Here is a 24239-nt window from a genome sequence, read left to right as displayed (position 1 = left end):
AGGGGTTATATCGTGAAAAATAAATTTTGGCTAACAAATGTATTGCTAGAAGTAGGATATGTTGGAGATGAAAATAACACATATACCACCAAAACAGACTTATACCATTTAAAAATTGTTGATGGAAAAATTGTTGAGAAAAAAGAAAAAAAGGATAAAATTTCTCCTGAAGAGAATCAAATTGATTGTAAGGGTCTTCTGGCCATACCTAGCTTAAAAGAAATGCATAATCATTTAGATAAAACATACCTATCGCTAGATTGGAAGGCTTGTACACCTGCCAAAAACTTAGAAGAACGGTTGCGCCTTGAAGCAATGGAATTAGAGGAACTCTCAACTACAGTTAAACAACGAGCTTCTAAAATGATTGAACTTATACTTTCTAAAGGTTCCACCCATATTCGCACTCATGTAAATATTGACCCGTACATTGGTTTAAAGAATTTAGAAGGCGTATACGAAGCGCTTGATAGCTATTCTGATCAACTAACCTATGATATTGTCGCTTTTCCGCAACATGGATTATTAAAAGGGGACGTCATTCCTTTAATGAAAGAAGCCTTAAATTCTGGTGCTACACTTATTGGGGGGTTAGATCCAGCTGGAATAGATAAAAACATTGAGCAATCATTATTCGAGGTAATGAATTTAGCGACCGAATTTGATGTTGATATCGATATCCATCTCCATGATGGTGGGCATGTAGGCTATTATACGATTGACAAGTTAGCTGAGATGGTCGAAGAAGCAAAATGGCATAATCGTGTAGCAATTAGCCATGCTTTCTGTCTAGGCGAAGTTCCTTTACAACAAGCTGAGCATATGAGTGATCAATTAAGCGATTTGGGGATCTCAATTATGTCCACCATTCCTATCACAAAATCACTACCACCTATTGCATTACTGGATAAAAAAGGCGTGAATGTTCATCTTGGTTGTGATGGATTTTATGATTCATGGGGTCCGTTTGGTAACGGAGATGTTCTGGAAAAGGTAACGAGGTATTGCGAGACTTATAGAAAGAGTGATGAAATCTCACTTAGTCAATCTTTAAAATATGCAACTGGTGGGATTACACCATTAAATAAAGCTGGGGAACATCAATGGCCAAATGTAGGTGATGAGGCCAGCCTAGTTTTAGTCAACGCATCCTGTACTGCTGAGGCAGTAGCGAGAACAAGTGAGAGGAAAGCGGTACTCAATAAGGGTAATTTCACCCAAATCCAACAGCATAAATCTTTTATTACTACTTAAATATTAGCTAAAAGCTAGAAGAGATGGTATCTCTACTTAGCTTTTAGCTTATTTTAGTTTGATGAATATGAGTGACAAGGTCCATCAACCACAAAGAAAAAGCCCATTTTGATCAATCTTTATTTCAAAATAGGCTTTTTAAGTTAACGCAAAATGTGGTTTTCGAGATATTTCTTGATCAAACTTTATACCTAACCGCGAAATAGAAATCAACCTGTATCAAAGGTTATTTTAATCTAAGATACAGGCTTTCGATTTCAATATGTGTTTTAATAAAGTATTTGGTAAAGGTTATACACTAAATTAATTTACTATTGTAGGTTCGACAATATCTTTTCTTCGATAAACGTTCAGAATAAGGCCTAGTAGTGCAGAGTAAACTAGCAACATGCTTCCTCCATAACTAATAAACGGCAAGGGAACTACCATGATTGGGACGATTCCAAGACCCATTAGAATGTTCCAACAAGCGGGAATAATAAATAATGCAGCCCCACCGATTACTAATAATCTGCCGAATACATCCTTTGTCTTAAAAGCATTTAATGAAATCCGCAAAATAAATACAAAGAGAAGTAGACATAGGAGCATTCCGAACGCCCAGCCTAGAGAATAGACGAGAAATGGAAATACCAAATCTGTATGTGCTTCAGCGAGCTTTAGATCATTGTAAAGTCCCTTGCCGAACCAACCAGCCTCTGAAAGGATATCTTTCAGTGGTATGAGTGTATCAGAGAGAAAGCTATTAGGGAAATAAAGGATCATTGTACTAATGAAAATGATACCTATAAGCAAATTACCCACGGCTACTTTAATGGCAAATTGTTTATGAACATAAGAAAAAACATACATCGCTAATACGCAAAAAAAGTATATTATACTATACATAAATTGTGGGACCATGATGTAGAGAAGGACTGGAGTCCAAAATAGGAATAATAGCATTCCTTGTTTTTTCCAACCCTTAAACTCATTGATTTTGGCAAAAATGCCGGCCCACGCTAAGAAAAATAAAAATAAGGACATAGCTGGACCATCAATCGTCATACCCCCGAAAGAAATCCATCTTTTTGCTCCGTTAAGCTCAATGCCAACTAAAAAAGTTGTGAAAAACAGGATTAAGCCACCTCCATAAAAATACATCCACAATTTTTTCAGTTTCCTATAATCAAAGAATAGAAATCCTATGAGAGCAAGAATAGCAAGGACGAGCCAGACTACTTGTTTTTTCATTAAAGAAATGCTTGGTTCTGAAAAACCACCAATCAGTGGAAGAAAACTAACCCCTGCAAGAATGACAAATAAAACAATAAGGAGCCAATCCATTCTCGGTTTATGAAGATGATTCATGTTTTTACCAACGGTAGAGGGATCTCCCATTTCCTGCATTGCCTTTTTATCCGCATCCTTTATAGATACTCCTCTCTCTTGAAAGGATTGGCTTAGCTCTTCCATATGATCACTAAGCTCCTTTTTGATCATACTGTGAGCTTCCTTGGATTTCACTTGAGAGATGACTTTACTTAAATATTCCTCAAATTTGGAAGAACTCATAAAGAAGCCTCCTCAATTAAATAGTTCAGTGATGCGCATTGTTTAGAACCTCTATGCTCCCAGCCAGCTACATATTTTTTCCCTTTCGTAGTTAGGGAATAGTATTTCCTGTCTTCAATCCATTTTGAAGTAATGATTTTCTTATTTTCAAGTAGATGTAAAAGGATATAAAGCTGACCTTCATTGCTTTTGAAGCTAAGCTCATTTTTACGAAATAGTTGGGTGGAAATATCGTACCCATGCTTTGCTCCATCTTGCAGTGACTCTAATATATTTTTTAGGGTTTCTACTTTCCAATAATGAAGTTCAAGGTGAGATTGTTTCCTACGGATTGTTTCTTTCACCGCATTTTTTCTCTCTTCGGAAAAAGAAAGACCTGCAAAATCTTTTTTTATAGAATTCTTTAAGTTATAGAATGGATCGCGCATAATTAAACCTCCTTTTTCATCTTGTTCTTTAATAATTCTCTGGCATGCTTTAATCTAGTTTTTAATGTATTACTATTTACACCCGTAATCTTGCTGATATTTGCTAGAGAAAGCTCCTCGTAGTAATGTAAAAAGGCAACTTCCCTGTATTTTACTGGTAAATCCATAACAGCACTTGTTAAACTATCAGCTACATTTTTTGAGATTATTTCCTCTTCCACATGTTTTGACTTGGATGGGATATGGTCCCAAATTTTATCGCTAAATTTTATTTTGCGATAATGCCAACTACGCAAGTAATCCTTACAATGATTAATGGCAATTCGATATAGCCACGTTTTTATTGATGACTTATGATTAAACTGACCTAGTTTTTCATAGCACTTAATAAATATCTCTTGCGTTAAATCCTCAGCTGTCGTTCGATTCTTCACATATGAAAAAACAAGATGCAGTACATCATCGCTGTAGTTATCCATTAATTGGCCGATAATTTGTTCAGTATTTTCTATGTCATCAACATTTATTGCTATTTTTTCATCAGCCATCTAAGCTTCACCCCTATCACCCATTTTAGACGAAGCAAGTATCATTTTGGTTTGGAAAAATTTAAAGGAAAGTAAAGGAAATATTTATGTTTAAATTGGAATTGAAATTTTAAAGAGTATGAACTAACGATGTTTTTCATCAAACTTCATTTCAAAGCAACACGAGCAGTTATGTGTGATTGAAAGTGGCTTGAATTAGAGGGGAGATAAACAAATGATTGAATTACGAAAGATCAAAGGGGATAAGATGAAGTAATAACACTTGAAGTTGCAGAAAACCAGAAAGAATTTATATTAGAAACTACTATCTTAGATGCTTCTCATTTGGTTTCGTAGATACAGGAATCATTCTATGTTGGCGATTAAAAATAGAGACTTGAAGAACCAACCAACTCCTACGACTTCGTATGGTAGCTTCTCTATTTTGATGAGGAAATACAACTATATTTAAAAACACTAATGAAATAGTCTTCTTCTGGAAAATCGCCTATATATTCTAATCCATTCCTCAAATAAAATTCTTTTAACTTCTCATTACCAGCCCAACAATCTAAATATAGAGTTTGGTTTAATCCTTTTACAAAAGAACAAGTAAAGTCGGTTATTGCGGAACCAACATTTCTTCCTTGGAATTTGGGTAAAATAGCAATTTGAGATAAGTATTTACTTTCTTCATCACCTGTTAAATCATTGATATAGTCTATATCATTAATACAAAAGGTTCTTATTATTTTATTATGTTTTAATAATACATTAAGTAGTTATTTTTTATTTGGTTTTGTATTTTATTCTTATCCCAAGGGTATTCCCATTGATGAATCCCTTTTTGTTGTAATTCCAATGTAGCCTCATTCAATATAAATACCACCTGCTCTAATTCCATTAACTTAGCTAATCTTATTTCCATCTACTTTTCAATCCAATCTTCTAATATTACAATAATTAGTCCTAAAAAAAGACACGTTGCACAATAAACGCACCCTTTAATTGAATAACTAACATCTTCATTGTTCATAAGACTTAATTTTGTTAAACTAAAGCACCTGTTTGTTTAAGTGGAACACTTCACAATTCTCTCCTAAGTGAGCCCTCGTTACTAATCATGATCCTCTCCCCTTTTTCATCAAATGCATGCTTAAAATCAAATGCAAAAGGAGTTGGGCCATGCTGAATATAATAGTTATATCTCTTAAATGCTTCCTCCCATGAGACATCCTTCAAGTTTTCTGTCCACCAAACTACATAAGAAAGGTGTTTCTCTGGATATTGCTCCATCCATTTGCTTCTATCCCGTAATGCTTGTATATGCTGTCCCGAATAGGTAAAGCGATATAAGGATTGAAGATTTCTCCATACCGTAAGAGTAAGAATAGGAGAGCCCTTTCCCTTTACGGTTTCTTCAGGGAAAGGGACTCCTTCAGGTGAAAATGCCTCTATAAGTCCTGATTTAGTTGCCTGACGATATACTCCATTTCCAACTTGATAAAATTCACGAGAGGTAGGGTGGTCATAATGATGGTTTAGCCTACCAACAGTATAGATTGATACTAATGCCATAAACAGCCCTCCATCTTATAGTCTTTTTATAGATATATTCAAGTAAAAATATAGAAATACCTTCTTCCACTAACCTGCCCCGTAGTTTAAGTGTATTTGTTCACAAAATAACAAATGATACACCTATTTAACTGCTTTCCAAATCGTCCATCTGTCTTTTTCAACTATGTTCTGCTCAGTTGAAATTAGTTCATCTATATATTTAATTAATACTTTTAATTCTCTAGCTTCTAAATCATGTAGAATACTTCTTCCTGCTCTTTTGCTTAAATCTTGAAGTAATTGTTCTTTGGAATCATACACCCTTCGAATTTCCCATAATTTAACTTCTTGAATTTCTCTGAATCCTACTTGCTGAAGTGCTTCCTCAACATATTGGCTACTATATCTCCTTTTAGTTTCTTTATTTATTAACTTTGGAAATAAATCAAAGAAATACCCTCTAATATGACTGTCACTCCCTTTTAATAAACAGTCTTCGGGCGTACGGTCTTGAATAATGAAGTATCCATTATCTTGTAATAATCTATATGCCTCCACAAAACAATTCTGTAAATCGCCTATATGATGGATCAATGCTCTTTCAAGCAAAAAATCATAACAGTCACTTTCCAATTCCGTATGTAAAGCATTCCCTTGTTTAAAAGTTATGTTCCTATAATCTTTACAGTTTTCTTTAGCACCTTCAAGTATTGCATTAGAAAAGTCGACACCAGTAATAGATTTTACGCCCATATCAGATAATGCCTTAGAATAAATTCCTCCACCACACCCTATATCCAATGCATTAGAAATATGATGTATTGGTACAAGCTCATTTATAGCATCCATCCACGACTTATCTGCTTTTCGAGTCGTATAAGTCATACGATTTTCATCCTTATGAAAATCAATCCCCATACTTAGCATCCCCTTTTTTGAACTGTTCTCAATTTTTAATTCTACACTATCGGTAATTACAGGAAAATTTAGAATTTTTTATCTATTTCTATAAGTTTTTATTATAGTTAAACTACTTTTGAAAAATCTGTACTGTACAACAAACATGCCACGTTTGTTAAACAAGAAAAAAGGCACGCTCCAGCGATCCTCATCCTTAACTCTTGCACCCGTTAGCTACTACTAAAAAGCAATCATTTTTATCATTTATATTTTTAAAGACATTTTAACGGTATTAAATATATGATTGAAAAAAGTTTCTTGAAATTCTTCAAGAAAGGTAAACCCATTATTCTTATAAAACATTTCTGCCTGCTCATTACCTTTTTCAACATATACGACTAATTCATCACCTTCTTGTAACTGGTTTATTACTTTTTTTAATAAAGCTTTGCCCATTCCTTTTTGCTGAAAATCAGGTAAAAGATAAATTGCAGAAAGATCATTCTCTCTCTCACTTCTATAAAGATTAGCAAATCCAACAAGCTCATTGTCAGTTTCTAAAACAAAGAAAAACGTAATTTTTAATTTATGATATAGCTGTTCCGTTGAATAATATTCATTTAAATACGCTTTTTGAACAGAAACAGGAAGGAGATTTTCATATGTTTTTGCCCAAGATTTTTTAGCAATTTGTTGAATTGCAGTAATATCTTCTATTTTTGCTAATCTAATATTTACACTCAACAGCAATTCACCACTCACTTCAAAAATTTAAGATTAACCTTATTTTCTATAAATTGCACAATGAATTGAATTCTTCTTTAAAATAAAAAATCCTTTTCCAACTAAACTGCCCCGATAGTACAAAAAAAAATGCAATACCCCTAAATAAGTATTGCAACCAGTAGTTTATGTCTCCAATAAAAATTGGGAAATGGGATTTTTTCGTTACCTCTGAAAAGTGAACGTTAGTTGTTTATCCTATTGATTAGAATAACGTTGTGACAGCTTTTTTTTATGTGACTGAAACACTTCTTCTAGGGGAATATTATACTTGTTAGCAATCAATATTAAATTACCTAATACATCTCCTAATTCTTCAGTTAACTCTTGTTTATTTTCCTCAAAAGAGCCCTTAACTTCATCAGGCCTATCCCTACCTATTTCAAGAGCTCTTATCGCTCGTGCAACTTCGCCAGTTTCTTCAGCTAAAAAACCAATTCGAATAAAAATGTCTAACTCAGACCAGCCTCTACTTTCATAATAATCCTTTACCCATTGTTGAAATTCTGTGACATTCATTATATCTAACCTCCATTCCATATTTTAAGTTTAACAAAAAAACAAAAATTTTGTATAATCTTTAATGGCGTTTATTTAGGAGGCGATATAATGAAAAGGTTAGCTGTATTTTGTGGATCAAGTAATGGAGCATCTGGAGTTTATATAGAAGGTGCAAAAAAACTTGGTAAAGAACTAGCTAAACGAAATATTGCACTTGTTTATGGTGGAGCGAGTGTTGGTGTTATGGGTGCTGTTGCAGATTCAGTTTTAAAAGAAGGAGGATATGTAATTGGTGTTATGCCAAGGTTTCTAGAGAATAGAGAGATATCCCATAAGAACTTGTCAGAGCTAATCATCGTAGATTCGATGCATGAAAGAAAAGCTAAAATGGCAGATCTAGCAGATGGATTTATCGTTTTACCTGGTGGGCCAGGGACATTAGAAGAGTTCTTTGAGATTTTTACGTGGGCTCAATTAGGACTTCATAATAAACCATGTGGTCTTCTAAATATAAATCATTATTATGACCCTCTTATCGCGTTATTTAATCATATGTCAGAAGAGCAGTTTTTACACGAAAAGTACCGTAATATGGCATTAGTTGATAATGAACCGAAAGGGATACTAGATAAATTCAATTCATATGAACCACCAACTGTAAAAACTTACATTACTGAAAAACAAACCTAATAATAAAAAACAGACCAAGTCACTGCTTTTGGTCTGTTTTCCTATTCAAAGTGCATTCCAAAAGGGTAATTACAAAGCCCGCAGTATTCCTTCTTTAGTAAAAAAAGCCCTTCTCAAATGAGGCTCATAAAAGTCATTCGCAAATTTAATAGATGGTTGTTTATCTCAATCCTTATAATAACAATCCAAAGAATCGAATAATTCATTATAAATTCTTTCATCGAATTTGTTTAAAGACCTTGCAAGACCTTAGCCTCTTCTACTCCACTGATGAATAACCCGAAGAATAAAATCTGGTAAATGGGGTTTATAGTAAAAAAATATTAGGACACGTTAGCATTTGGAGGAAAAGGGATAGAGGCTATCTCAACTTTATTATTAATTTATGTTGCTTTGAAATAATGTTTGATCAAAAACACCTGACAAACCTGTATTTATGGTAATAATAAGAATCCTTTTAAAAAAATTGATTAAAATGGATTCTTCTTCACAGATTTAAGTTTGATATTTATAAAAATATTTGATCATTTTCTACCTGTGTTGCTCCACAATCGCTCCCGATAATTGAATAAAGATCAGCTTCTATTAGCTGGTTTTGTTGTTTTTTGATTTCATTCTACTTTTTCTACTGTAAGGGTATTTATTTGGGCTGGAGCTGATTCCATAATCATTCCGTCATACCCTACTCTTACCCTATCACCTATTTGAAACGTTTCATTTGGATTTACGGCGAGATTAATGCTTATTTGCCCAAGCGTTTTTCCGTCTACTTCTGCTGCATCAATTATTGCACTATCTCCAGTAAATTCTTGAATCGTTCCCACGAAAGTTGCTTTAAAGTCTTTCTCCAGATTCTCTGAACCACAGGCAAACAGTAGACTAGCAACTACTATGGAACAGAATAGAATAATCTTATTACTCATTACGGCATACCTCCTTTAATACTCAGACGAGTACTGTTGAAGAAGTGTTACATTTTCCATTCCAGAGAATGGCCCTTATGAGGGAAAGCGCAATCCTTCCTAAAGAAATGCGCCCTATCGGAATAAGAATAATATATTTCTTTGTCTGCCTATTTTACATAATCAGATACTATAAGAACACTAAATTATTTTGTTTCTATACATTACCTTATTTACATTATGTCTTACGGTCTTATGACCGACTTTAGTACCTTTACCAATAGCTATAAGCATAACATCTAAATACCTTTCAGAAATATTTAAGATGTCTTTTAATTTCTTAGAATCATAGCCTGACATAGTAATTGTGCCAAAACCAGCTTCATTTGCTAACAAAATTAATGACATTGACGCAAGACTTACATCTCTAGTTAATTCTAGCTTTAGATCTTCTTTTGATTTATTTTCATAATATTTTATTGCAGCATTCGCTAGATAATCTCTTAGCGATTCATCAAAATAACCTGCTTTAAAGCCTTCTTCATGTATCTTAATAATATTTCCTTTGTCAAATGCCTGATAATCACCCAACATAACAATTAAAGTTGAAGCTTCTATCACTTGTTGTTGATTAAAAGCTATAGGCAGTAATAAATTTCTTAAGTCCGGATCATCAATAATTAAGTATCGAGTAGCTTGAATATTATTCCCATTAGGTGACTTACTTGCACTTTCAACTAGTGAGGATAGAATTTCTGAACTTATTTTATAACTTGAATCATAATGTCTAACTGAACGTCTTTTTTCCATAATATTTTTCACACTCATTATATCAACTCCGAAATTTTTATTTATTTATTGCGCCTTTAATTATAGTAAGCAATAATAAATAAGAAAATAACGCACAAAAATGTGGTATAGCCACTTTTAAGTGCCTATTTAGGAGAGAAAGCACATGGTTAACTATAATACTGGAATCAACATTTTTATGAACATTGCAGGTGGAAAATGGAAATGTTTAATACTCTTTTTCTTGAGTCAAAAATCAGTAAGGACAAAAGAGTTTTACGAATTAATACCTGGAATTACACAAAAAGTCTTAACAGATCAATTGAAACAGTTAGAAAGAGATGGACTTGTACGAAGAGAAATATTTAAAGAAGTACCACCAAAAGTAGAATACAGCTTAACTGATCTAGGAAGATCATTTGTACCAGTATTAAACACAATGTGTGAATGGGGTAACAAGTATGCAATTATAAAAGGTATAGATAAAGATCAACAAATTTGTTGTGATCATAACTAAACCTAAATTTCACCTAATGGTTCCCACTTATAATTGTAGCTTTGAAATAAAGTTTGATCAAAAGCACCTCACAAACCGGTATTTTACGATAAATAAAAAGAATCCATTTTGAAAAAAGATTGATCAAAATGGATTCTTATCTAGTAGGTTTAAATCTTGTTTTTATAAAAAAGTTTGATCATTTCTGTGATCCTTATTCCATTAAAGCGCCCTATTGTGGAAAATAATTAAGCTAATCTTATTGAATAGGTGCCTTTGAGTAAATCCTTATTTAAAAATTTTAAAATTCAAAAACAATATTATCCCCATTGGAGCATGGTATTTATTGTTTTCGACACTACTTTTTTTGATGAGAGGAATTCTATTCTATAAAAAAGTTAAAAATCTATTATTCCAGAGATTCTCATGATGTTCAATGATTGTTTTAGCTTCCAAAAGGTCACTGTTTAGGGTGGTAGTTAACCCTTTTTTCATAAATAATTTATATCCTAATCCATGAGCCATTCTAATAGTTGTATCTACACAATATTCAGTTTGTGCCCCACAAATTTCAAGTTTATTTATATTTAACTTTCTTAGTTGTTCATTCAAATCAGTCTTGTAAAAGGAATTTGCATGTGTTTTGTTGATATAGATATCTGTATCTTTAGCATCTAGTTCCGGAAACAATTGCCATTCTGGAGAATTAAAAACCAAATCACTATCATTATGTTGAACAAAAATAATAGGATTGTTTATTTCTCTAAACAAACGAATTCTTTGATTAACTCCATTTAATACATTCGCTAGTTTAAAAAGTGGAACATTTTTAGGCTGAACACCAATTTGCAAGTCAATAATTATTAGTGCTGTATTTTCCATAATTATTATTCTCCTCATATCTCTTTTAGAATTTATCTACTTACGATATCACAAAATTTTTATTTGTTCTAAGTAATTTTCTCGAAATATTAAGAAAAAGCACAACTCTTGATGAAGAATTGCGCCCTTTAATGGAAGATCGTTCAACAGTATTAAGAGCCTTCTAGTCACTTAACTATTACAGATAAGCCCCCTTTTGTTTAAGCAGAATACTTCACAAAACTTCTTTGAAACAAATGTTTATTGTAATATGGCAGTCAACGGATTACGTTGTTTAATCTCTTGTATTGATAGGTTTAAACTATAGTTCCCATGATCGAGAAGTTGATTAAGAAGAAGATTCAATTGATTTTGGGATTTAACTTTTATTTTTAAATGGTAACAGCCTTCTCCAGATACTCGGTGAGCTTCAACTACCTCTTTTCGATCTTTAATAAAACGAATAAAAGCAGCATGATTAGCTGTTTTCATATGAACAATGACAAACGCTGTATAAGAAAGCCCGAGTTTCATTTCATCGATTATTAGGGAGTAGGCTTTAATTACACCACTTTCCTCAAGTTTTTTAATACGATTCCCTACTGCTTGTCCAGTCATATGAATTTGTCCTCCCAAGTCCTTCCATTGAATACGTGAATTTTCGGTTAGTAACCGTAGAACCTGAAAATCAATTTGATCAATTTCCATAATAACTTCCTTTCACCGTGAAATTATTTGATATAAAAGTTTTTCATCAAAGTATCGATAAAAACCAAGATATTATTTATCATTTTATTATAATAAATTTTTTAATGAGGTGAAAAAAATGAGCACAGCTTTAATCATTGTCGATATTCAAAATGACTATTTTCCAAATGGAAAGATGGAATTAAGCAACCCCGTAAAAGCAGCCTCTAATGCTGCTAAAGTTCTTAAATGGTTTAGACAGAATAACAAAGATAATATTTTTCATGTCCAACATATTGCAAGTAATCCAGGTTTAGGCTTCTTTCTTCCAAATACGGAGGGAGTTCAACTAAATGAAACTGTTTTACCATTAGAACACGAAAGTATTATCATAAAACATGCACCTAACAGCTTTTTTAAAACCGAACTAGAGCGCAAATTAAGAGAAAAAAGAGTGACCAAGCTAGTGATTGTAGGTATGATGACGCATATGTGTATTGATGCCACAGTCAGAGGTGCTGTAGAGCTAGGCTTTGAAACTACTCTTATTGAAGATGCATGTGCGACAAGGGGATTATCCTATCAAGATAAGGTCGTGCCAGCTGAACAGGTTCATTTTGCGTTTGTCAGTGCACTTAATGGTATGTATGCCAACGTAATATCAACTGAGGATTTCCTGCAACAAGAAGCTAACACAATCTTGAAGAACAAATAATTCAATACAAATGGGGGGGTTTAAAAAGAATCTCCCTTTTTGCTGTTGTTTAAACTAATTAATAAGGTATCCTTCTTCAACTGCAACCGTTAGCTTAAGTGTAACTTCCCACAAATAATCTTTAATCAGGATATCTACTGTCCTTAATTCCTCAACAATATGGCCCTTAACATAAAGAAGGAGCCTAATTCTTGCTGCATAATTGCTCCCGATTGCTTAATAAGGTTTTATGGATTATCTTTTTCTTTTCCTAGAGAAAATCCTTCAAATAAACGCCCACCGTACGGATCCAAAACCTTATCTACTAATTGAACAACCTTATTTTTCTCACCTGTTTTATAAAAAACGTTAAAGGCTTCTACGAACTCTTCGGTAAATTTCTCATCATGTTGATTCAAAGCACGAATAATCCATTTCGAAGAGCCAACCCACTGACGATTAGTTCTTAATACAAATTCGTGAACAAGATCAGCTAATGTGTTAGTTATAAATATTTCTTCAGCTCGGTTATTACTTCCTAAAAAATCATCAAGTGCATCAGTTATAAAGTATCGCTTTGTACTAACAATTTCTTCAGACCATATTTCAGGTCCCTTCTTTAATATATCTTTCGCTTCTTTTTTTATAGATTCTAAGATTCCTTCATCTCTTAAAATAATCCCTTCAGAAATCATTCTTGACATAGAAGGCTTTGCAGCTTTGCAGTCCATTTCGATAAAGTATTTGTATGAAGTTAAATTATGGGCAAAAACCTCTATTGCCCATCCAAAGTCAAACATAGACTCTCTATATGATGAAGTAAGTCTTTTATCAAAAATGACAATATCAAGATCAGAAGTTTCTGTTGCCTCTCCCCTAACTACACTTCCTGCTAATAAAGCCCCTTGGCAATTTGAAAAGTGCTTATCAATAAATTGTTTCGCTGCTACAACTGGATCAAACCTTTTCATTCACTTCACCTCTAACAATCTTTTCATTTCCAATATAAATTCGTCAATAAAAAGAAAACCCCTATTTCAAGGGTAAATTTAATCCAACTTTATTTCAATATACTGCCCACTTGCTGCATTAAAAAGGCGTTTTTTCTTATTGAAGAAACGCGCCCTTTAGTTGAGTAGATAATTTTATACAAGGGGGATATTTGCCAAATATTTAGCAAGAAAAATGATATGTTTTTTAATCCTTTTGAAAAAACTTTTCCGTTTGTGGATAATTCTTAATAAATAATTCATTTGCTTTTTGAAGTTTATTCGAATACTCAAGGTAAGCCCTACTCAAAATTTTTAAATTTGTTATAAAAATCTCATAATATCCACTGCTTTGTTGGAAATCTAATAGCAATTGTTGCATTTTATATACAGGGGTTGACTTAAACTCTTCAGAATTACGGAATTTGATGTACTCCTCCATACTCTGTTTATTACTTACAATATAGCTGTCAATATCATCAATTGCATTCAGTAAATTAGTATTCATTTCTTTTAAGTCTTCCTGCTTTATATAAGAAGTGAGCTCTTCTAAATATTCACCTATTTCTTTGGTAATGTTTATATTATCCAAAAAGTTAACAATATTAGTAAAAGCCTCTTCTTTCTCGACACTATCAATTTTCTCATTTAAAAATTGACCGAAGTGGATAGACAAATAAATACCATAAGCACCTGGAAAAGACTGCACTAATTTTTCTTTGATTGTAAAAGAATTGTTGAGATTAGAGTTAATAAACTCTATACCTTTATCAATATTATAGTTTTCAATTAAGAGTTCAAGACATTTCTGTTGTTCAACTACCCTTTGCCTTTTTAAATCAATTAAATATTTATATTTCGATAATGTTAATGACTTATTGCTACTCTCAAAAACATCTTTTATTTCAGAAATACTTAATCCTAAATTTCTGAGAACAGATATTTCTTTTAATGTGGAAATATTCTTTTCACTATAATTTCTATATCCGTTTTCTCCAATCTTTGGATGGACCAATCCTTGTTTTTCGTAGTATTCTATTGCTTTTTTTGTTAGTGAACATTTTTTGCATACCTCGTTTATTAACAATGCTATCACCTCAAGAGAATAATAAGCTAACCCCCAAGGTGAGAGTCAACATAATTCTGAAATTAATAAGAATATTCCTCAGTTTGAGTACCTTATCTTGTTCAAGTATAAATCTTCACAATCACACTCTGGCCTTTAGCATAATTATCCAAATGAGTTTTTCAATTATCTGGTCCGATTGCAGAACAAAAAATCCTGCATATAAATACAGGAATTTTGATTAATCTTTTTTATAAATTATCGAACTTTTTCACAAATCATCAAACATTATTTTAAATCAACAATTACAATTTATCATAAATTTCATCCCTTACAATTGTTCCTTATTCAACTAACCTGCCCCTTATGTGACATAAGAAAGGAACAATACCATTAATCAAGTATGCCCCCGTTAGATGAAATAGAATTATTCACAATCTCCTACCTCCCCATTTCTGGATGGAAGCTTTCCTTGAGAGATGGTATGAATTGGAATGAAGCTAAAAAGCTTTATTGTTCTACTAACTTAATAGCTTCAACGTTTTTAGACTTAACACTATAATTTTGCTCTAGACTTTAATTCTCCAAATTGAGTAAATCTAATCTTTTCGCTATACTCCTGGGTTGCTCTTAATGTTAAACTCTCTTGCCTGTTTCTAAGACCTGTTGCGAATAGAAAGAATGAGTTTGCCTAACAAAATAAATCATTATTAGTACCTCATTCACTTCCTTGCTGCTTCTTCTTTTCCTTTGCAAAAATATAAAACAAGTACAGTCCAATGAGGCTATAAGTAATGAACATGCCAATGATTAGCTTACTTGATTCAGATAGCGCCGTTTGCTTAAGTAAAATATCTGGTAAGAACAGTGCGAGTAAAACAACTGGAATAATGATCGTTTTGCTCCATATGGAGAAGGCGATGATGAGTATGAATACAACGCTCCCCAACACAATACTGCCGATTTCTCCAAAGTTGACGATCGGTGTGTCTATCATAGTATCAAAAAATAGGACTAATAGATAAAACAGCATGCTAACGATGATTGGTAACGATAAGATGATTATTTCCTTTGTGACGGATGTCTGTTTTCTTGATGTATATTTAAATACAATGGAAACACCCATAATAAATAGCAAGGTATAAACAATCATTCCAATGATATTAAATAGACTATAAGCGAGTACTCCGTTATCAAGTAAATCTCCGAATATGGTAAAAGCAATCGGTCCCAGCAAGACAAGTGGAAAGTACTTTGCCCATGATGCAAGATCTGATTTCATTTCACCTGAAATACTCTCCATATAGGCACTTGGGGAGTCTCCTACAATTTGGTCAATCGATTTACCATTTGCTTCTGCTTCTATTAGATGATCTTCGAGTTCTGTAGTAATCTCCTTAATTTCGTTGAGGTTTTTTCCACTTGATAGTAAATAGATATGCAAGTCCTCAAGAAATTTTCTACTCTTCTGTGTTAATGCCATTTTTTCCACCTCCACTATTCCATTTCTTTTTTTAGGACGGCATTGACGCTTTTCTCTAGCTGTTGCCACCTCAGGATAAATTCTGCTAATGCCTGCTTGCCTTCTTTTGTAAGAGAATAGTATTTTCGCTGTGGTCCAGCTGTCGATGCTCTGCGAACAGAAGTGACTAATCCTTCTCTTTGCATGCGCATGAGTAGCGGATAGATCGTCCCTTCACTAACCGCATCAAAGCCATAATCACCTAGCCGTTCAGCCATTTCATAGCCATAGCACTCTTTACCATCAATAATCGCTAACAGACAGCCATCGATAATTCCCTTCATCATTTGTGTTTGCGACATTTCTTTTCCACCCATTTCACTATCTTGTTTTACAAGGTATAGGAACAGTATAAAATATACTATCTTGTAAAACAAGGGTTATAGTATTTATTTTTCAATAAAAGCGTCTCTAACTCAAACGTTTGTTAAACCATTACCCTTGTTCCCTCTATCTATACAGATATCAATTGGATATTATATTACAAAACTTGGGCTATCGTATCTAAATGAAAAATTAGGTCCTTCTGACATTTATTCATAACCAATAGAACGATACACTTTTAGTACGTTCAATTATTAAAGGAGATGAAGGATATGAATGGAAATAAAAAACGGTACCTCAGTTGGGCGATACTTCTGACTGCCATGCTTATGGCTCCAGGTGCAGCATTCGGACATGGTTATGTCGAGCAACAACCTTCTCGTGCCCTTTTATGTGCACAAGGTGTCAATGAAAATTGTGGCGGAGTTCAGTATGAACCACAATCAACCGAAACAACAAAAGGTTTTCCTGAAGCAGGTTTAGAAGATGGCCAATTTGCTTCTGCCAATGGGATATTTCCTGAATTGGACGAACAATCCGAAACGCGATGGGCAAAAGTCGATATGGATGCAGGGGAGCAAACATTTACATGGCATTTGACTGCTGCTCACTCAACAGCCAAATGGCATTATTACATAACAAAAGAAGATTGGGACCCTAATGCACCCTTAACACGAGATCAATTTGAATTAACCCCTTTCTTTGAAGAAAATGATCATGGGGCAGTCCCAGGCTCAACCGTTTCACATGAAGTAACCGTACCTGCGCGTGAAGGCTATCATGTGATCTTAGCTGTATGGGATGTGGCGAATACAAGCAATGCCTTTTATCATGTGATTGATGCCGAATTCTCTGGTGAAAGTAATATACCTACACCCGAACCTGATCCTGAGCCAATACCTGAATCGGAAGAACCAAGCACAGACCCAGAACCCGAAACGCCTATTGAAAGCGATACTTGGCAGACAGACACTATTTATGTAGAAGGGGATCGTGTAATTTATAACGGTTTAACATATGAGGCACAGTGGTGGACAAAAGGGGATCAACCTGGTATATCGAGTGTTTGGCAACTCATCAGCGAAGCGGAAAACCGTGAATGGAATAGCGAAGTCATTTACTATGGTGGTGACCAAGTACTGTTTAATGGGCAACTTTATAAGGCTAAATGGTGGTCAAAAGGAGACGTGCCAGGTGAATCTAGTGTCTGGGAAGAAATTTAAGTAGGTGAATAACTTATTGCTCTCCTAATTAGACAAGAGAAGTTGTGTGGACATTTCTCATTTGCCCACACTTCTTTTTTCATTTGGCGAAACCGCCTAGGTAGACATCTCATTCCTCTTATCTATCAGCTTACCACCGTCTCTCTTCCTTCATTATTGGAGGATCGTTATAATGAAAATGAAAAGACCATAAAGACTAACCACTATCCACGCCCACATTCTCCTAATTCCAGCTGTATATTGAAGACCTATACCCACGAGTATAAGTTCCCATATAAAGAATACTTCGAGTAAATGTAGCGGACTTGACACGTCACTGTTAAACAAATAACCAATACTTGTTATCTTAATTAAGCCATCACTACCAACTAGGGCTTGAATAATGACATTCAAGACATTACCAAAAGTCGTTACAATGACAATATATGTATACATGGAAAATAATTGTGTAAAGGTTGCACCTGTTTTGACCACTTTTGTTATGACCCAAATTATTAAGCTCACTACTGTTATAAAAAATATGGGACCAAATAAACTGGCAATAGAGATTGGTACGATACTTAGCCACATACCTCCCATTTCACCCAAACCGACTTCAGAAAATATACTGGGTTCTACGTAAAATGCACCGAAAAACATATGAATAAAGGATAAAATAAAGACGATAAATAAGGCACTTTTCACCTTTGGTGTTTGCTTTAACTGTTTAAAGAGCATAGACGGCTCTGATACTAGTGCTTTTAAATCGTTCCACATCACGGTTCCTCCTCTAACAAAAAGAAGTGCAGCTTATCTACTACACTTCTTCTAATTATTCATAACGCAATGATTCAATAGGGTCGAGCTTTGATGCTTTACTTGCAGGTAATATCCCAAAGATGACACCGATTAGCATAGAGAATAGCATGCCCCCAGCAATAACTTGCCAACTCATGAGAGACGGCCATCCCGCAAATAGACTAATTAATGTTGTCACACCCCAACCAAGCAGAATACCGACTACACCACCAATGAAAGTAAGTGTAATTGACTCTATGAGGAATTGAGTTAATACTTGCTGTCTCGTTGCGCCTAACGCTTTTCTTATGCCAATTTCACGCGTACGCTCTGTGACAGAGACAAGCATGATATTCATGACGCCAATTCCACCGACAAATAATGAGATCCCGGCAATACTACCAATAATCATCGTCATAATTGTTGTGACCTGACCGAGTCCTTCAGCGATTTCTTCCATATTTAACACTTGGTATGCTTCTTCCGTGTTATAGCGACTGTTCATTAGAGAGACTGCTTTCTCTCCTGCCTGCTGTAGATCATCTGCCGAATCAGTCTGTAATGTCACTTGCGATATATCACTACTGCCATAAATCGTTAACCAAGTCGAACTAGGCAAGTATACTTCCATACTACCGAAGGAGAAAATCCCTGTTGGTTTTTCTAGCACACCAATAATTTCAACCGGTTGAGCACCAAGGCGAATCACCTCACCCACTGCTGCTTCTCCTTCAAATAGCTCTTCCTGAAGTGATTGACTAACAATAACAGCCCGTTTTCCACTTAAGAAATCTGCTGTTGTAAAACCTCTTCCATCTGATAGATTTAACGGGTTCAATTGAAAATAAGATTCGTTAATCCCCATTAAAGTTGCTTCTATCTGCTGATCTCGAAACTGGACAGGGCCGAATTCTAAGCTTGACGCAACGACCCTTTTCACTTCATCAATTTCCTCTAAAGCGCGAATATCCTCTTGTGAAAAAGCCGAGGCATACAATGCATTAGGATTGGCCATTATCTCTTCATCTGACGGTTGATAAAATAAATCAACCGTATTTCCCGGGCCTGTGAGTTGCGATTTCAACATGGCTTCCCCGCCCTGGCCAATAGCAACAACAATAATAACAGAGCCAACACCGATAATGATCCCTATCATTGTAAGAATGGAACGCAGCTTATGTGCCATTAACGAACTAAGTGCCATTTTTATACTTTCAAGAAGGCTCAAAGTCATCGCCTCCCTACTTGGCGCTCATTTTCGACAATGATACCATCGCGGACGAGAATTCTACGACTCGCATAAGCGGCGATTTCCGGTTCATGTGTTACCGTTACAATCGTAGTACCTTCTTTATTTAGTTGGGTAAAAAGCTCCATAATATTTTCACTCGTTTTTGTATCGAGCGCGCCAGTTGGTTCATCAGCCAAGATCAACTTCGGTTCGTTCACAAGTGCTCGAGCGATGGCTACCCGTTGCTTCTGTCCGCCTGATAACAAACTCGGAAGCTGTTCCATCCGGTCTTCTAAACCCACCTTAATGAGCGCCCGCTCAGCTTTAGCCATTCTTTCCTTTTTATTCAGACCACTATAGATCATCGGAAGTTCAACATTTTTTAAAGCCGTCAGCCTTGGTAGTAAGTGAAATTGTTGAAAGACAAAACCAATGGACCGATTTCTAATTTTCGCTAGTTCCACTTCAGAATATTGCGATATATCTTCACCGTCTAGTTGATAGGTTCCATTCGTCGGTCGGTCTAGACAACCAATAATATTCATTAATGTCGATTTTCCAGAACCAGACGGTCCCATAATTGCGAGTGACTCTCCATTTTCAATCGTTAAGTCAATGCTTTGTAAAATATCGACCATTTCATCGCCTATCTGATAAGATTTTGTGATTTCTCGTAAATGAATCATTCGACTTCCACTTCCAAGCCATCACTCAATTCATCAGAAGGATTAGTAATCACATCATCTTCAGCTGTTAAACCATCTAATATCTCTATCTTTTCACCAGTGGCAACGCCTACACTCACGTCTTGACGATGAGCTTTTCCATCTCTTAAAAGATATACATAAGATTCACCATCCGCAGATAACACAGACTCAGATGGGACAGTAAGTGCCTTCTTACTACTTGTCTCCACTTCAATAATTAATTGGAATCCTGTGCGCAATTCAGTTATATCATCTTCAATTTCAACTGTCATTCCATATTGCGCTGGGGTCGCTTCACCAGCGACAGACTGGCTGTTTTCATCTGGCATTAAACCGATGAAATTAACCTTCCCCTTCCATTCTTTATCAGGTAATACATCTGTGCGAATTGTCGCTTTCATCTCTTTCTCGACCTTTAAAGACTCAAATTCTGATAAAACACCTCGGGCTACCATTTCATCCGTATTACCAATATGGATGACTGGCTGCTGAGTCATTGGATCCGTTGGTTGGTCTTCATTCACTTGTAAAATTGTTCCGTCTAATTTACTTTTTATCTCTAAATCTTTTTGTTGTGCTTCAATTTCTTTCTTTTCTAGAAGTAACTGACGAACATCTAAATTTGCCATTCTTAAATCTAATTGCAGCTGATCTCTTTCCGGTGCTATTTGCTTAGCGGCTTCTTTTTTGCCGACTTGATCACGCAATTCATTTTCTTGGTCTGAGAGTCGATCTAATTGTTTGTCCACTTGATTGATTCGTAAATAACCAGATTCAATCTGTAAACTCAACCTTTCAAGCTCCATCGCCACTCGTGTATCATCATACTTGGCGACAGCTGTACCTTTTTCAACAGCATCGCCTTCCTTTACAAGGATTTCAGCAATTTCTTCGCCTTCTACACCAGGATACACTTTCTGTTCATTTTTCAAAGATAATGTACCTGGCACAATTAACGTATCTGTAATTACTTCATTCTCAGCATTTGCAGTCGTTACAGAAGGTCCTTTCGCAAAAGCTTGATGATAGACGCTAGCGCCTATCATCACCAAAACTACACTTACCACTCCAACAATGATCCAAGTTTTTTTCTTCATATTTATCTTAGACCGCCGTAGAAGTAACTAAAGCGAAAATCATACTAATAATAAAGAAGGCAATGGCCACACCGTATGCAACACCTTTACTTAATCCCGCCACTTTATGCAAACCTAAACCGACAAGGATTGTTTGCCAGATGGAGAAAACTTCAATACTCGCCCAAACACTCGTAGCTTCTGCATTTAATACAGATGCTAAACTCGTCACATTTAACTCTGGGTTGCCACCAATTATCATACGAATGACACCATTCAAGATGAGTCCAATGACACTGATAACCAGAATGTATGTATTCATTGAGAAAAGCTGCTTAAATGACACATCAGAACTGGCAATTTTACAAATTAATAGATAAATAGCTGAAGAAATTAATACCGTAAAAATGGGTGTAATGATGCCCATAATTACAAACCCAATCAGTGAAATCATATACACCATGTCTTGCTCAGCTGAAGATAACTCATCAATTCCAAGATAAGCCGGGTCCATCGATAAAGCCATAATAATCATACCGACCGTAAATAATAAAGTTACGAATAATAGTGGTACCCAAATTTTTGGACGTTGCTTAATCCGCTCAAATTGCTCTGATGGATTGGCAATCATCCCAAACAAACGTGGTTTCTTTGGCTCCTCCACCTCATGCTTTAATTCAGCTTCCATAAAAAAATCTCCCCTTTTTATAAACTTGCTACAATAATGTATACGTGGTGGCAATTGTAAAGTTTCATTTTTTTGGTAAATAATTTTATTAAAGACGCTGAATACTATCCGATGTTTCGCTCATATCATTAGCAAAGAAATAAAATTGAATAGAAGGAGATTGAAATGGGAGTGGAAGATAAAAGAGAACACTTAAAAGAAGAGCCATTTAGTTTTCAAATAATGAAAAATCAATCAGTTGTGATTTCCTACAACCATAAAGTCATAAAAACAATCAATGGAAAAGAAGCGGCGAAGTTCATAAATAAGATGGAGAACGAAGAGGGCAACATTCAATTATTGTTGGCAAAACTCACTGGTAACTTTAAGCGAGGAAATGAAAGGTTGAGTAAGGAGCATCCAAAACAGCAGTAGGGAAATGCCCTTTTTAGGGTGCCTGATGACATGTTTCATCAGGCACTCTATTTGAAGGTGAAGCTTACTAATATAGAAAAGCTTGATTCGAGTACATGAGTTTTTTGTGGCGCTCTTATTTTTCATGCCTAATTTGAGACCGCCGTATCTAGTTTTACGATGGCCTCAATGTGCCATTCTGATTTGAGAGACCGCAATTCACTTCCATGCGACACTCTTAAAGCGGATCCCTCGTTCAAGAGCAATGTTTCACATTTTTATATAAAGACATTTAACCTCATTATTGCTCATCATAGTATTCCCCGGCAGTTTGCTCAGCATTAAATGTCCAATTTACGCGAAGTTGATCACCTTGAAATTGATTTTGATCTTGTCCATTATCAACAAATTCGAATAACACAAACATTTTTTCTTTCTCCCCTGCTAGGATACCATCGGGTATTTGTCCACCGCCAACGAATGTATCGATAGCCGTTAAGTCTGGCTCTGTATTCGATAATTCTGCCAATGTAGTTTCGACAACAGGGACTGTTGCGCTGCTTGTATTATACATAATCGTTACTTTGATATGGTCAGCGAAATCTTCTACATTATCCCCATTTGCATCCACTACAGAGTAATCTGTTTGTAGCAGAACTTTATGAATATCTAATGTACCATTATTCTCTAAAGTGAATTCTCGATAGATTTCATCACCTGGCTTGATATTATCAATATTCACAACAAAATCCGGATTTACAGCTAAATCTAGTGTTCCTGCTGCAAAAGTATTTTCAGTGGCAAAACTATCACTAAAATAAGCATAAGTGCCTCCGGTAATTAATGATAATCCAAGTGCAGCTGTCATCAGATTCTTTTTTGTTAACTTAAAATTTAATCCCATGTAAACATTCCTCCTAATATATGTTTCACTTCCCCTTGGTAGAGAAGAGAATTACTGCGTATATACCTCTTTTGGTTTTCTCTCCCCTGGTTGCACAAAGGCAGAGAAGAGTAAAATGATGCCTGGAATAATCATTAATAATGCGGCTCCTGCTTTTGTTTGTGCGGTATGCAGAACATAGCCCAGATAGGGGATAGTCACACCTGCATATTTCCCAACCACATGATGTGCTGGGACTTCCCATCTATCAACAGCGTCATTATTATCTCCTTTAGTCTTATACGTAATTGCCCCACCTTTTAAAGATGTTTCTACTATTCTATGTGTGATAAGGATCTCATCAAGTTTGAAAGTAATAATATCTCCTTTTTGATAGGTTTGATTTTCTTCTGTTCTGTTAATCGCTATCACTGAACCTGTTTTAAATAATGGCTCCATTGATCCAGAAAGCACTGTTTTAACCTGGTATCCAAAGAGATTGGGTTCATTACCAGTGAATCGAGCAAAAAGCATGATAAATAATAAAACACAGATAAGCAGAAATAGTAGATTACCAATTAAGCGCAGTGTCCATTTTGCTAGACTTAACAATATGAATGACTCTCCTTTCATAAAACTTCATCGTTTTTCTCTGCTACCAATAATATAACTGAAATATCTGAAAAATAAATTGGGTTATTTTTATCTGTAATTAGACCTAACAAAGCGTGCGA

29 protein-coding genes are annotated in these 24239 nt (G+C 34.9%); 6 read left to right on the top strand and 23 right to left on the bottom strand.

Annotated features, from left to right (window positions below; genetic code table 11):
• Positions 1-12: 12 nt before the first annotated feature.
• Entirely contained in the window at positions 13-1254 is a 1242-nt protein-coding gene (locus tag MKY26_RS20905) for an amidohydrolase (RefSeq protein ID WP_095370602.1), read from the top strand.
• Positions 1255-1557: 303 nt separating this feature from the next.
• On the opposite strand, the gene MKY26_RS20900 is transcribed toward MKY26_RS20905, so the two are convergent.
• The 8 genes from MKY26_RS20900 to MKY26_RS20870 form a co-directional block, all read right to left on the bottom strand.
• The gene (locus MKY26_RS20900; protein WP_341098517.1) at positions 1558-2808 is read right to left on the bottom strand and encodes an FtsW/RodA/SpoVE family cell cycle protein; all 1251 of its coding nucleotides are present in this window, start codon (positions 2806-2808) and stop codon (positions 1558-1560) included.
• The gene (locus tag MKY26_RS20895) at positions 2805-3236 is read right to left on the bottom strand and encodes a PadR family transcriptional regulator (protein WP_095370604.1); all 432 of its coding nucleotides are present in this window, start codon (positions 3234-3236) and stop codon (positions 2805-2807) included. The genes MKY26_RS20900 and MKY26_RS20895 overlap by 4 nt, the downstream gene beginning before the upstream one ends.
• A 2-nt stretch (positions 3237-3238) precedes the next feature.
• The gene (locus MKY26_RS20890) at positions 3239-3784 is read right to left on the bottom strand and encodes a sigma-70 family RNA polymerase sigma factor (RefSeq protein WP_095370605.1); all 546 of its coding nucleotides are present in this window, start codon (positions 3782-3784) and stop codon (positions 3239-3241) included.
• 419 nt (positions 3785-4203) lie between these two features.
• Entirely contained in the window at positions 4204-4515 is a 312-nt protein-coding gene (locus tag MKY26_RS23415) for a GNAT family N-acetyltransferase (protein WP_445293143.1), read from the bottom strand.
• A gap of 334 nt (positions 4516-4849) precedes the next feature.
• On the bottom strand, positions 4850-5341 hold the full coding sequence (locus tag MKY26_RS20885; RefSeq protein ID WP_095370607.1) for a DUF3291 domain-containing protein: 492 nt from the start codon (positions 5339-5341) through the stop codon (positions 4850-4852).
• A gap of 123 nt (positions 5342-5464) precedes the next feature.
• On the bottom strand, positions 5465-6241 hold the full coding sequence (locus tag MKY26_RS20880) for a class I SAM-dependent methyltransferase (RefSeq protein WP_341098515.1): 777 nt from the start codon (positions 6239-6241) through the stop codon (positions 5465-5467).
• Between the two features lie 246 nt (positions 6242-6487).
• Positions 6488-6967 carry a GNAT family N-acetyltransferase gene (locus MKY26_RS20875; protein ID WP_341098514.1) on the bottom strand — a complete coding sequence of 160 codons (480 nt, stop codon included), beginning with the start codon at positions 6965-6967 and terminating at the stop codon, positions 6488-6490.
• Between the two features lie 237 nt (positions 6968-7204).
• Positions 7205-7525: a MazG-like family protein gene (locus MKY26_RS20870; RefSeq protein WP_340977806.1), complete on the bottom strand. Its 321-nt coding sequence runs from the start codon at positions 7523-7525 to the stop codon at positions 7205-7207.
• A 90-nt stretch (positions 7526-7615) separates the two neighbouring features.
• Here MKY26_RS20870 and MKY26_RS20865 point away from each other — a divergent pair, with 90 nt between their 5' ends.
• Positions 7616-8197: an LOG family protein gene (locus tag MKY26_RS20865; RefSeq protein ID WP_307315137.1), complete on the top strand. Its 582-nt coding sequence runs from the start codon at positions 7616-7618 to the stop codon at positions 8195-8197.
• Between the two features lie 611 nt (positions 8198-8808).
• Here the strand turns inward: MKY26_RS20865 and MKY26_RS20860 are convergent.
• Together MKY26_RS20860 and MKY26_RS20855 are read right to left on the bottom strand one after the other, a co-directional pair.
• Positions 8809-9120 (bottom strand): hypothetical protein, encoded by a 312-nt coding sequence (locus MKY26_RS20860; RefSeq protein ID WP_341098513.1) that lies wholly within the window; start codon positions 9118-9120, stop codon positions 8809-8811.
• 180 nt (positions 9121-9300) lie between these two features.
• Entirely contained in the window at positions 9301-9927 is a 627-nt protein-coding gene (locus tag MKY26_RS20855) for a nitroreductase family protein (RefSeq protein WP_341098512.1), read from the bottom strand.
• Between the two features lie 127 nt (positions 9928-10054).
• Here MKY26_RS20855 and MKY26_RS20850 point away from each other — a divergent pair, with 127 nt between their 5' ends.
• Positions 10055-10405 carry a winged helix-turn-helix transcriptional regulator gene (locus MKY26_RS20850; protein ID WP_095370614.1) on the top strand — a complete coding sequence of 117 codons (351 nt, stop codon included), beginning with the start codon at positions 10055-10057 and terminating at the stop codon, positions 10403-10405.
• A 366-nt stretch (positions 10406-10771) separates the two neighbouring features.
• Here the strand turns inward: MKY26_RS20850 and MKY26_RS20845 are convergent, their stop codons facing one another.
• Both MKY26_RS20845 and MKY26_RS20840 read right to left on the bottom strand, forming a co-directional pair.
• Positions 10772-11266 (bottom strand): cysteine hydrolase family protein, encoded by a 495-nt coding sequence (locus MKY26_RS20845; protein WP_095370615.1) that lies wholly within the window; start codon positions 11264-11266, stop codon positions 10772-10774.
• Positions 11267-11506: 240 nt separating this feature from the next.
• The gene (locus MKY26_RS20840) at positions 11507-11953 is read right to left on the bottom strand and encodes an Lrp/AsnC family transcriptional regulator (RefSeq protein ID WP_341098510.1); all 447 of its coding nucleotides are present in this window, start codon (positions 11951-11953) and stop codon (positions 11507-11509) included.
• A 118-nt stretch (positions 11954-12071) separates the two neighbouring features.
• On the opposite strand from MKY26_RS20840, the gene MKY26_RS20835 reads away from it, so the two are divergent.
• Positions 12072-12647 carry a cysteine hydrolase family protein gene (locus tag MKY26_RS20835; RefSeq protein WP_341098508.1) on the top strand — a complete coding sequence of 192 codons (576 nt, stop codon included), beginning with the start codon at positions 12072-12074 and terminating at the stop codon, positions 12645-12647.
• 227 nt (positions 12648-12874) lie between these two features.
• Here the strand turns inward: MKY26_RS20835 and MKY26_RS20830 are convergent, their stop codons facing one another.
• From MKY26_RS20830 to MKY26_RS20815, 4 genes are all read right to left on the bottom strand, one after another.
• The gene (locus MKY26_RS20830) at positions 12875-13597 is read right to left on the bottom strand and encodes a nucleotidyltransferase domain-containing protein (RefSeq protein ID WP_341098507.1); all 723 of its coding nucleotides are present in this window, start codon (positions 13595-13597) and stop codon (positions 12875-12877) included.
• 226 nt (positions 13598-13823) lie between these two features.
• The gene (locus MKY26_RS20825; RefSeq protein WP_341098506.1) at positions 13824-14702 is read right to left on the bottom strand and encodes a MerR family transcriptional regulator; all 879 of its coding nucleotides are present in this window, start codon (positions 14700-14702) and stop codon (positions 13824-13826) included.
• A gap of 697 nt (positions 14703-15399) precedes the next feature.
• Complete coding sequence (locus MKY26_RS20820; RefSeq protein ID WP_341098505.1) at positions 15400-16164, bottom strand: HAAS domain-containing protein; 765 nt, start codon at positions 16162-16164, stop codon at positions 15400-15402.
• 14 nt (positions 16165-16178) lie between these two features.
• Positions 16179-16505 carry a PadR family transcriptional regulator gene (locus MKY26_RS20815; protein ID WP_095370623.1) on the bottom strand — a complete coding sequence of 109 codons (327 nt, stop codon included), beginning with the start codon at positions 16503-16505 and terminating at the stop codon, positions 16179-16181.
• Between the two features lie 294 nt (positions 16506-16799).
• On the opposite strand from MKY26_RS20815, the gene MKY26_RS20810 reads away from it, so the two are divergent.
• The gene (locus tag MKY26_RS20810) at positions 16800-17750 is read left to right on the top strand and encodes a lytic polysaccharide monooxygenase (protein WP_341098504.1); all 951 of its coding nucleotides are present in this window, start codon (positions 16800-16802) and stop codon (positions 17748-17750) included.
• Positions 17751-17903: 153 nt separating this feature from the next.
• On the opposite strand, the gene MKY26_RS20805 is transcribed toward MKY26_RS20810, so the two are convergent.
• Genes MKY26_RS20805 through MKY26_RS20785 form a run of 5 tightly spaced genes read right to left on the bottom strand, consistent with a single transcriptional unit; the run spans position 17904 to position 22229 of the window.
• Complete coding sequence (locus tag MKY26_RS20805; protein WP_341098503.1) at positions 17904-18506, bottom strand: YIP1 family protein; 603 nt, start codon at positions 18504-18506, stop codon at positions 17904-17906.
• Positions 18507-18561: 55 nt separating this feature from the next.
• Positions 18562-19755, bottom strand: coding sequence for an ABC transporter permease (locus MKY26_RS20800; RefSeq protein WP_095370625.1), 1194 nt, complete (start codon positions 19753-19755; stop codon positions 18562-18564).
• 2 nt (positions 19756-19757) lie between these two features.
• Positions 19758-20444 carry an ABC transporter ATP-binding protein gene (locus MKY26_RS20795; RefSeq protein ID WP_095370626.1) on the bottom strand — a complete coding sequence of 229 codons (687 nt, stop codon included), beginning with the start codon at positions 20442-20444 and terminating at the stop codon, positions 19758-19760.
• Entirely contained in the window at positions 20441-21562 is a 1122-nt protein-coding gene (locus MKY26_RS20790; protein ID WP_341098502.1) for an efflux RND transporter periplasmic adaptor subunit, read from the bottom strand. The genes MKY26_RS20795 and MKY26_RS20790 overlap by 4 nt, the downstream gene beginning before the upstream one ends.
• Positions 21563-21569: 7 nt before the next feature.
• Positions 21570-22229 carry a Yip1 family protein gene (locus MKY26_RS20785; protein WP_095370628.1) on the bottom strand — a complete coding sequence of 220 codons (660 nt, stop codon included), beginning with the start codon at positions 22227-22229 and terminating at the stop codon, positions 21570-21572.
• A 165-nt stretch (positions 22230-22394) separates the two neighbouring features.
• Between MKY26_RS20785 and MKY26_RS20780 the strand changes: the two genes are divergently transcribed.
• Complete coding sequence (locus MKY26_RS20780; protein WP_307315178.1) at positions 22395-22643, top strand: hypothetical protein; 249 nt, start codon at positions 22395-22397, stop codon at positions 22641-22643.
• Positions 22644-22923: 280 nt separating this feature from the next.
• Here the strand turns inward: MKY26_RS20780 and MKY26_RS20775 are convergent, their stop codons facing one another.
• On the bottom strand, positions 22924-23526 hold the full coding sequence (locus tag MKY26_RS20775) for a TasA family protein (protein ID WP_251163232.1): 603 nt from the start codon (positions 23524-23526) through the stop codon (positions 22924-22926).
• 51 nt (positions 23527-23577) lie between these two features.
• Positions 23578-24138, bottom strand: a complete 561-nt coding sequence (sipW, locus tag MKY26_RS20770; protein WP_370873325.1) for a signal peptidase I SipW — start codon at positions 24136-24138, stop codon at positions 23578-23580.
• Positions 24139-24239 lie beyond the last annotated feature (101 nt).

The sequence above is a fragment of the Cytobacillus sp. FSL R7-0680 genome (genome assembly GCF_038009245.1).
In the GTDB taxonomy this organism is placed as follows: Bacteria; Bacillota; Bacilli; order Bacillales; family Cytobacillaceae; genus Cytobacillus; species Cytobacillus kochii.
Note: the sequence above shows the minus strand (reverse complement) of the source record. Positions and strands in the feature narration are given on the sequence as shown.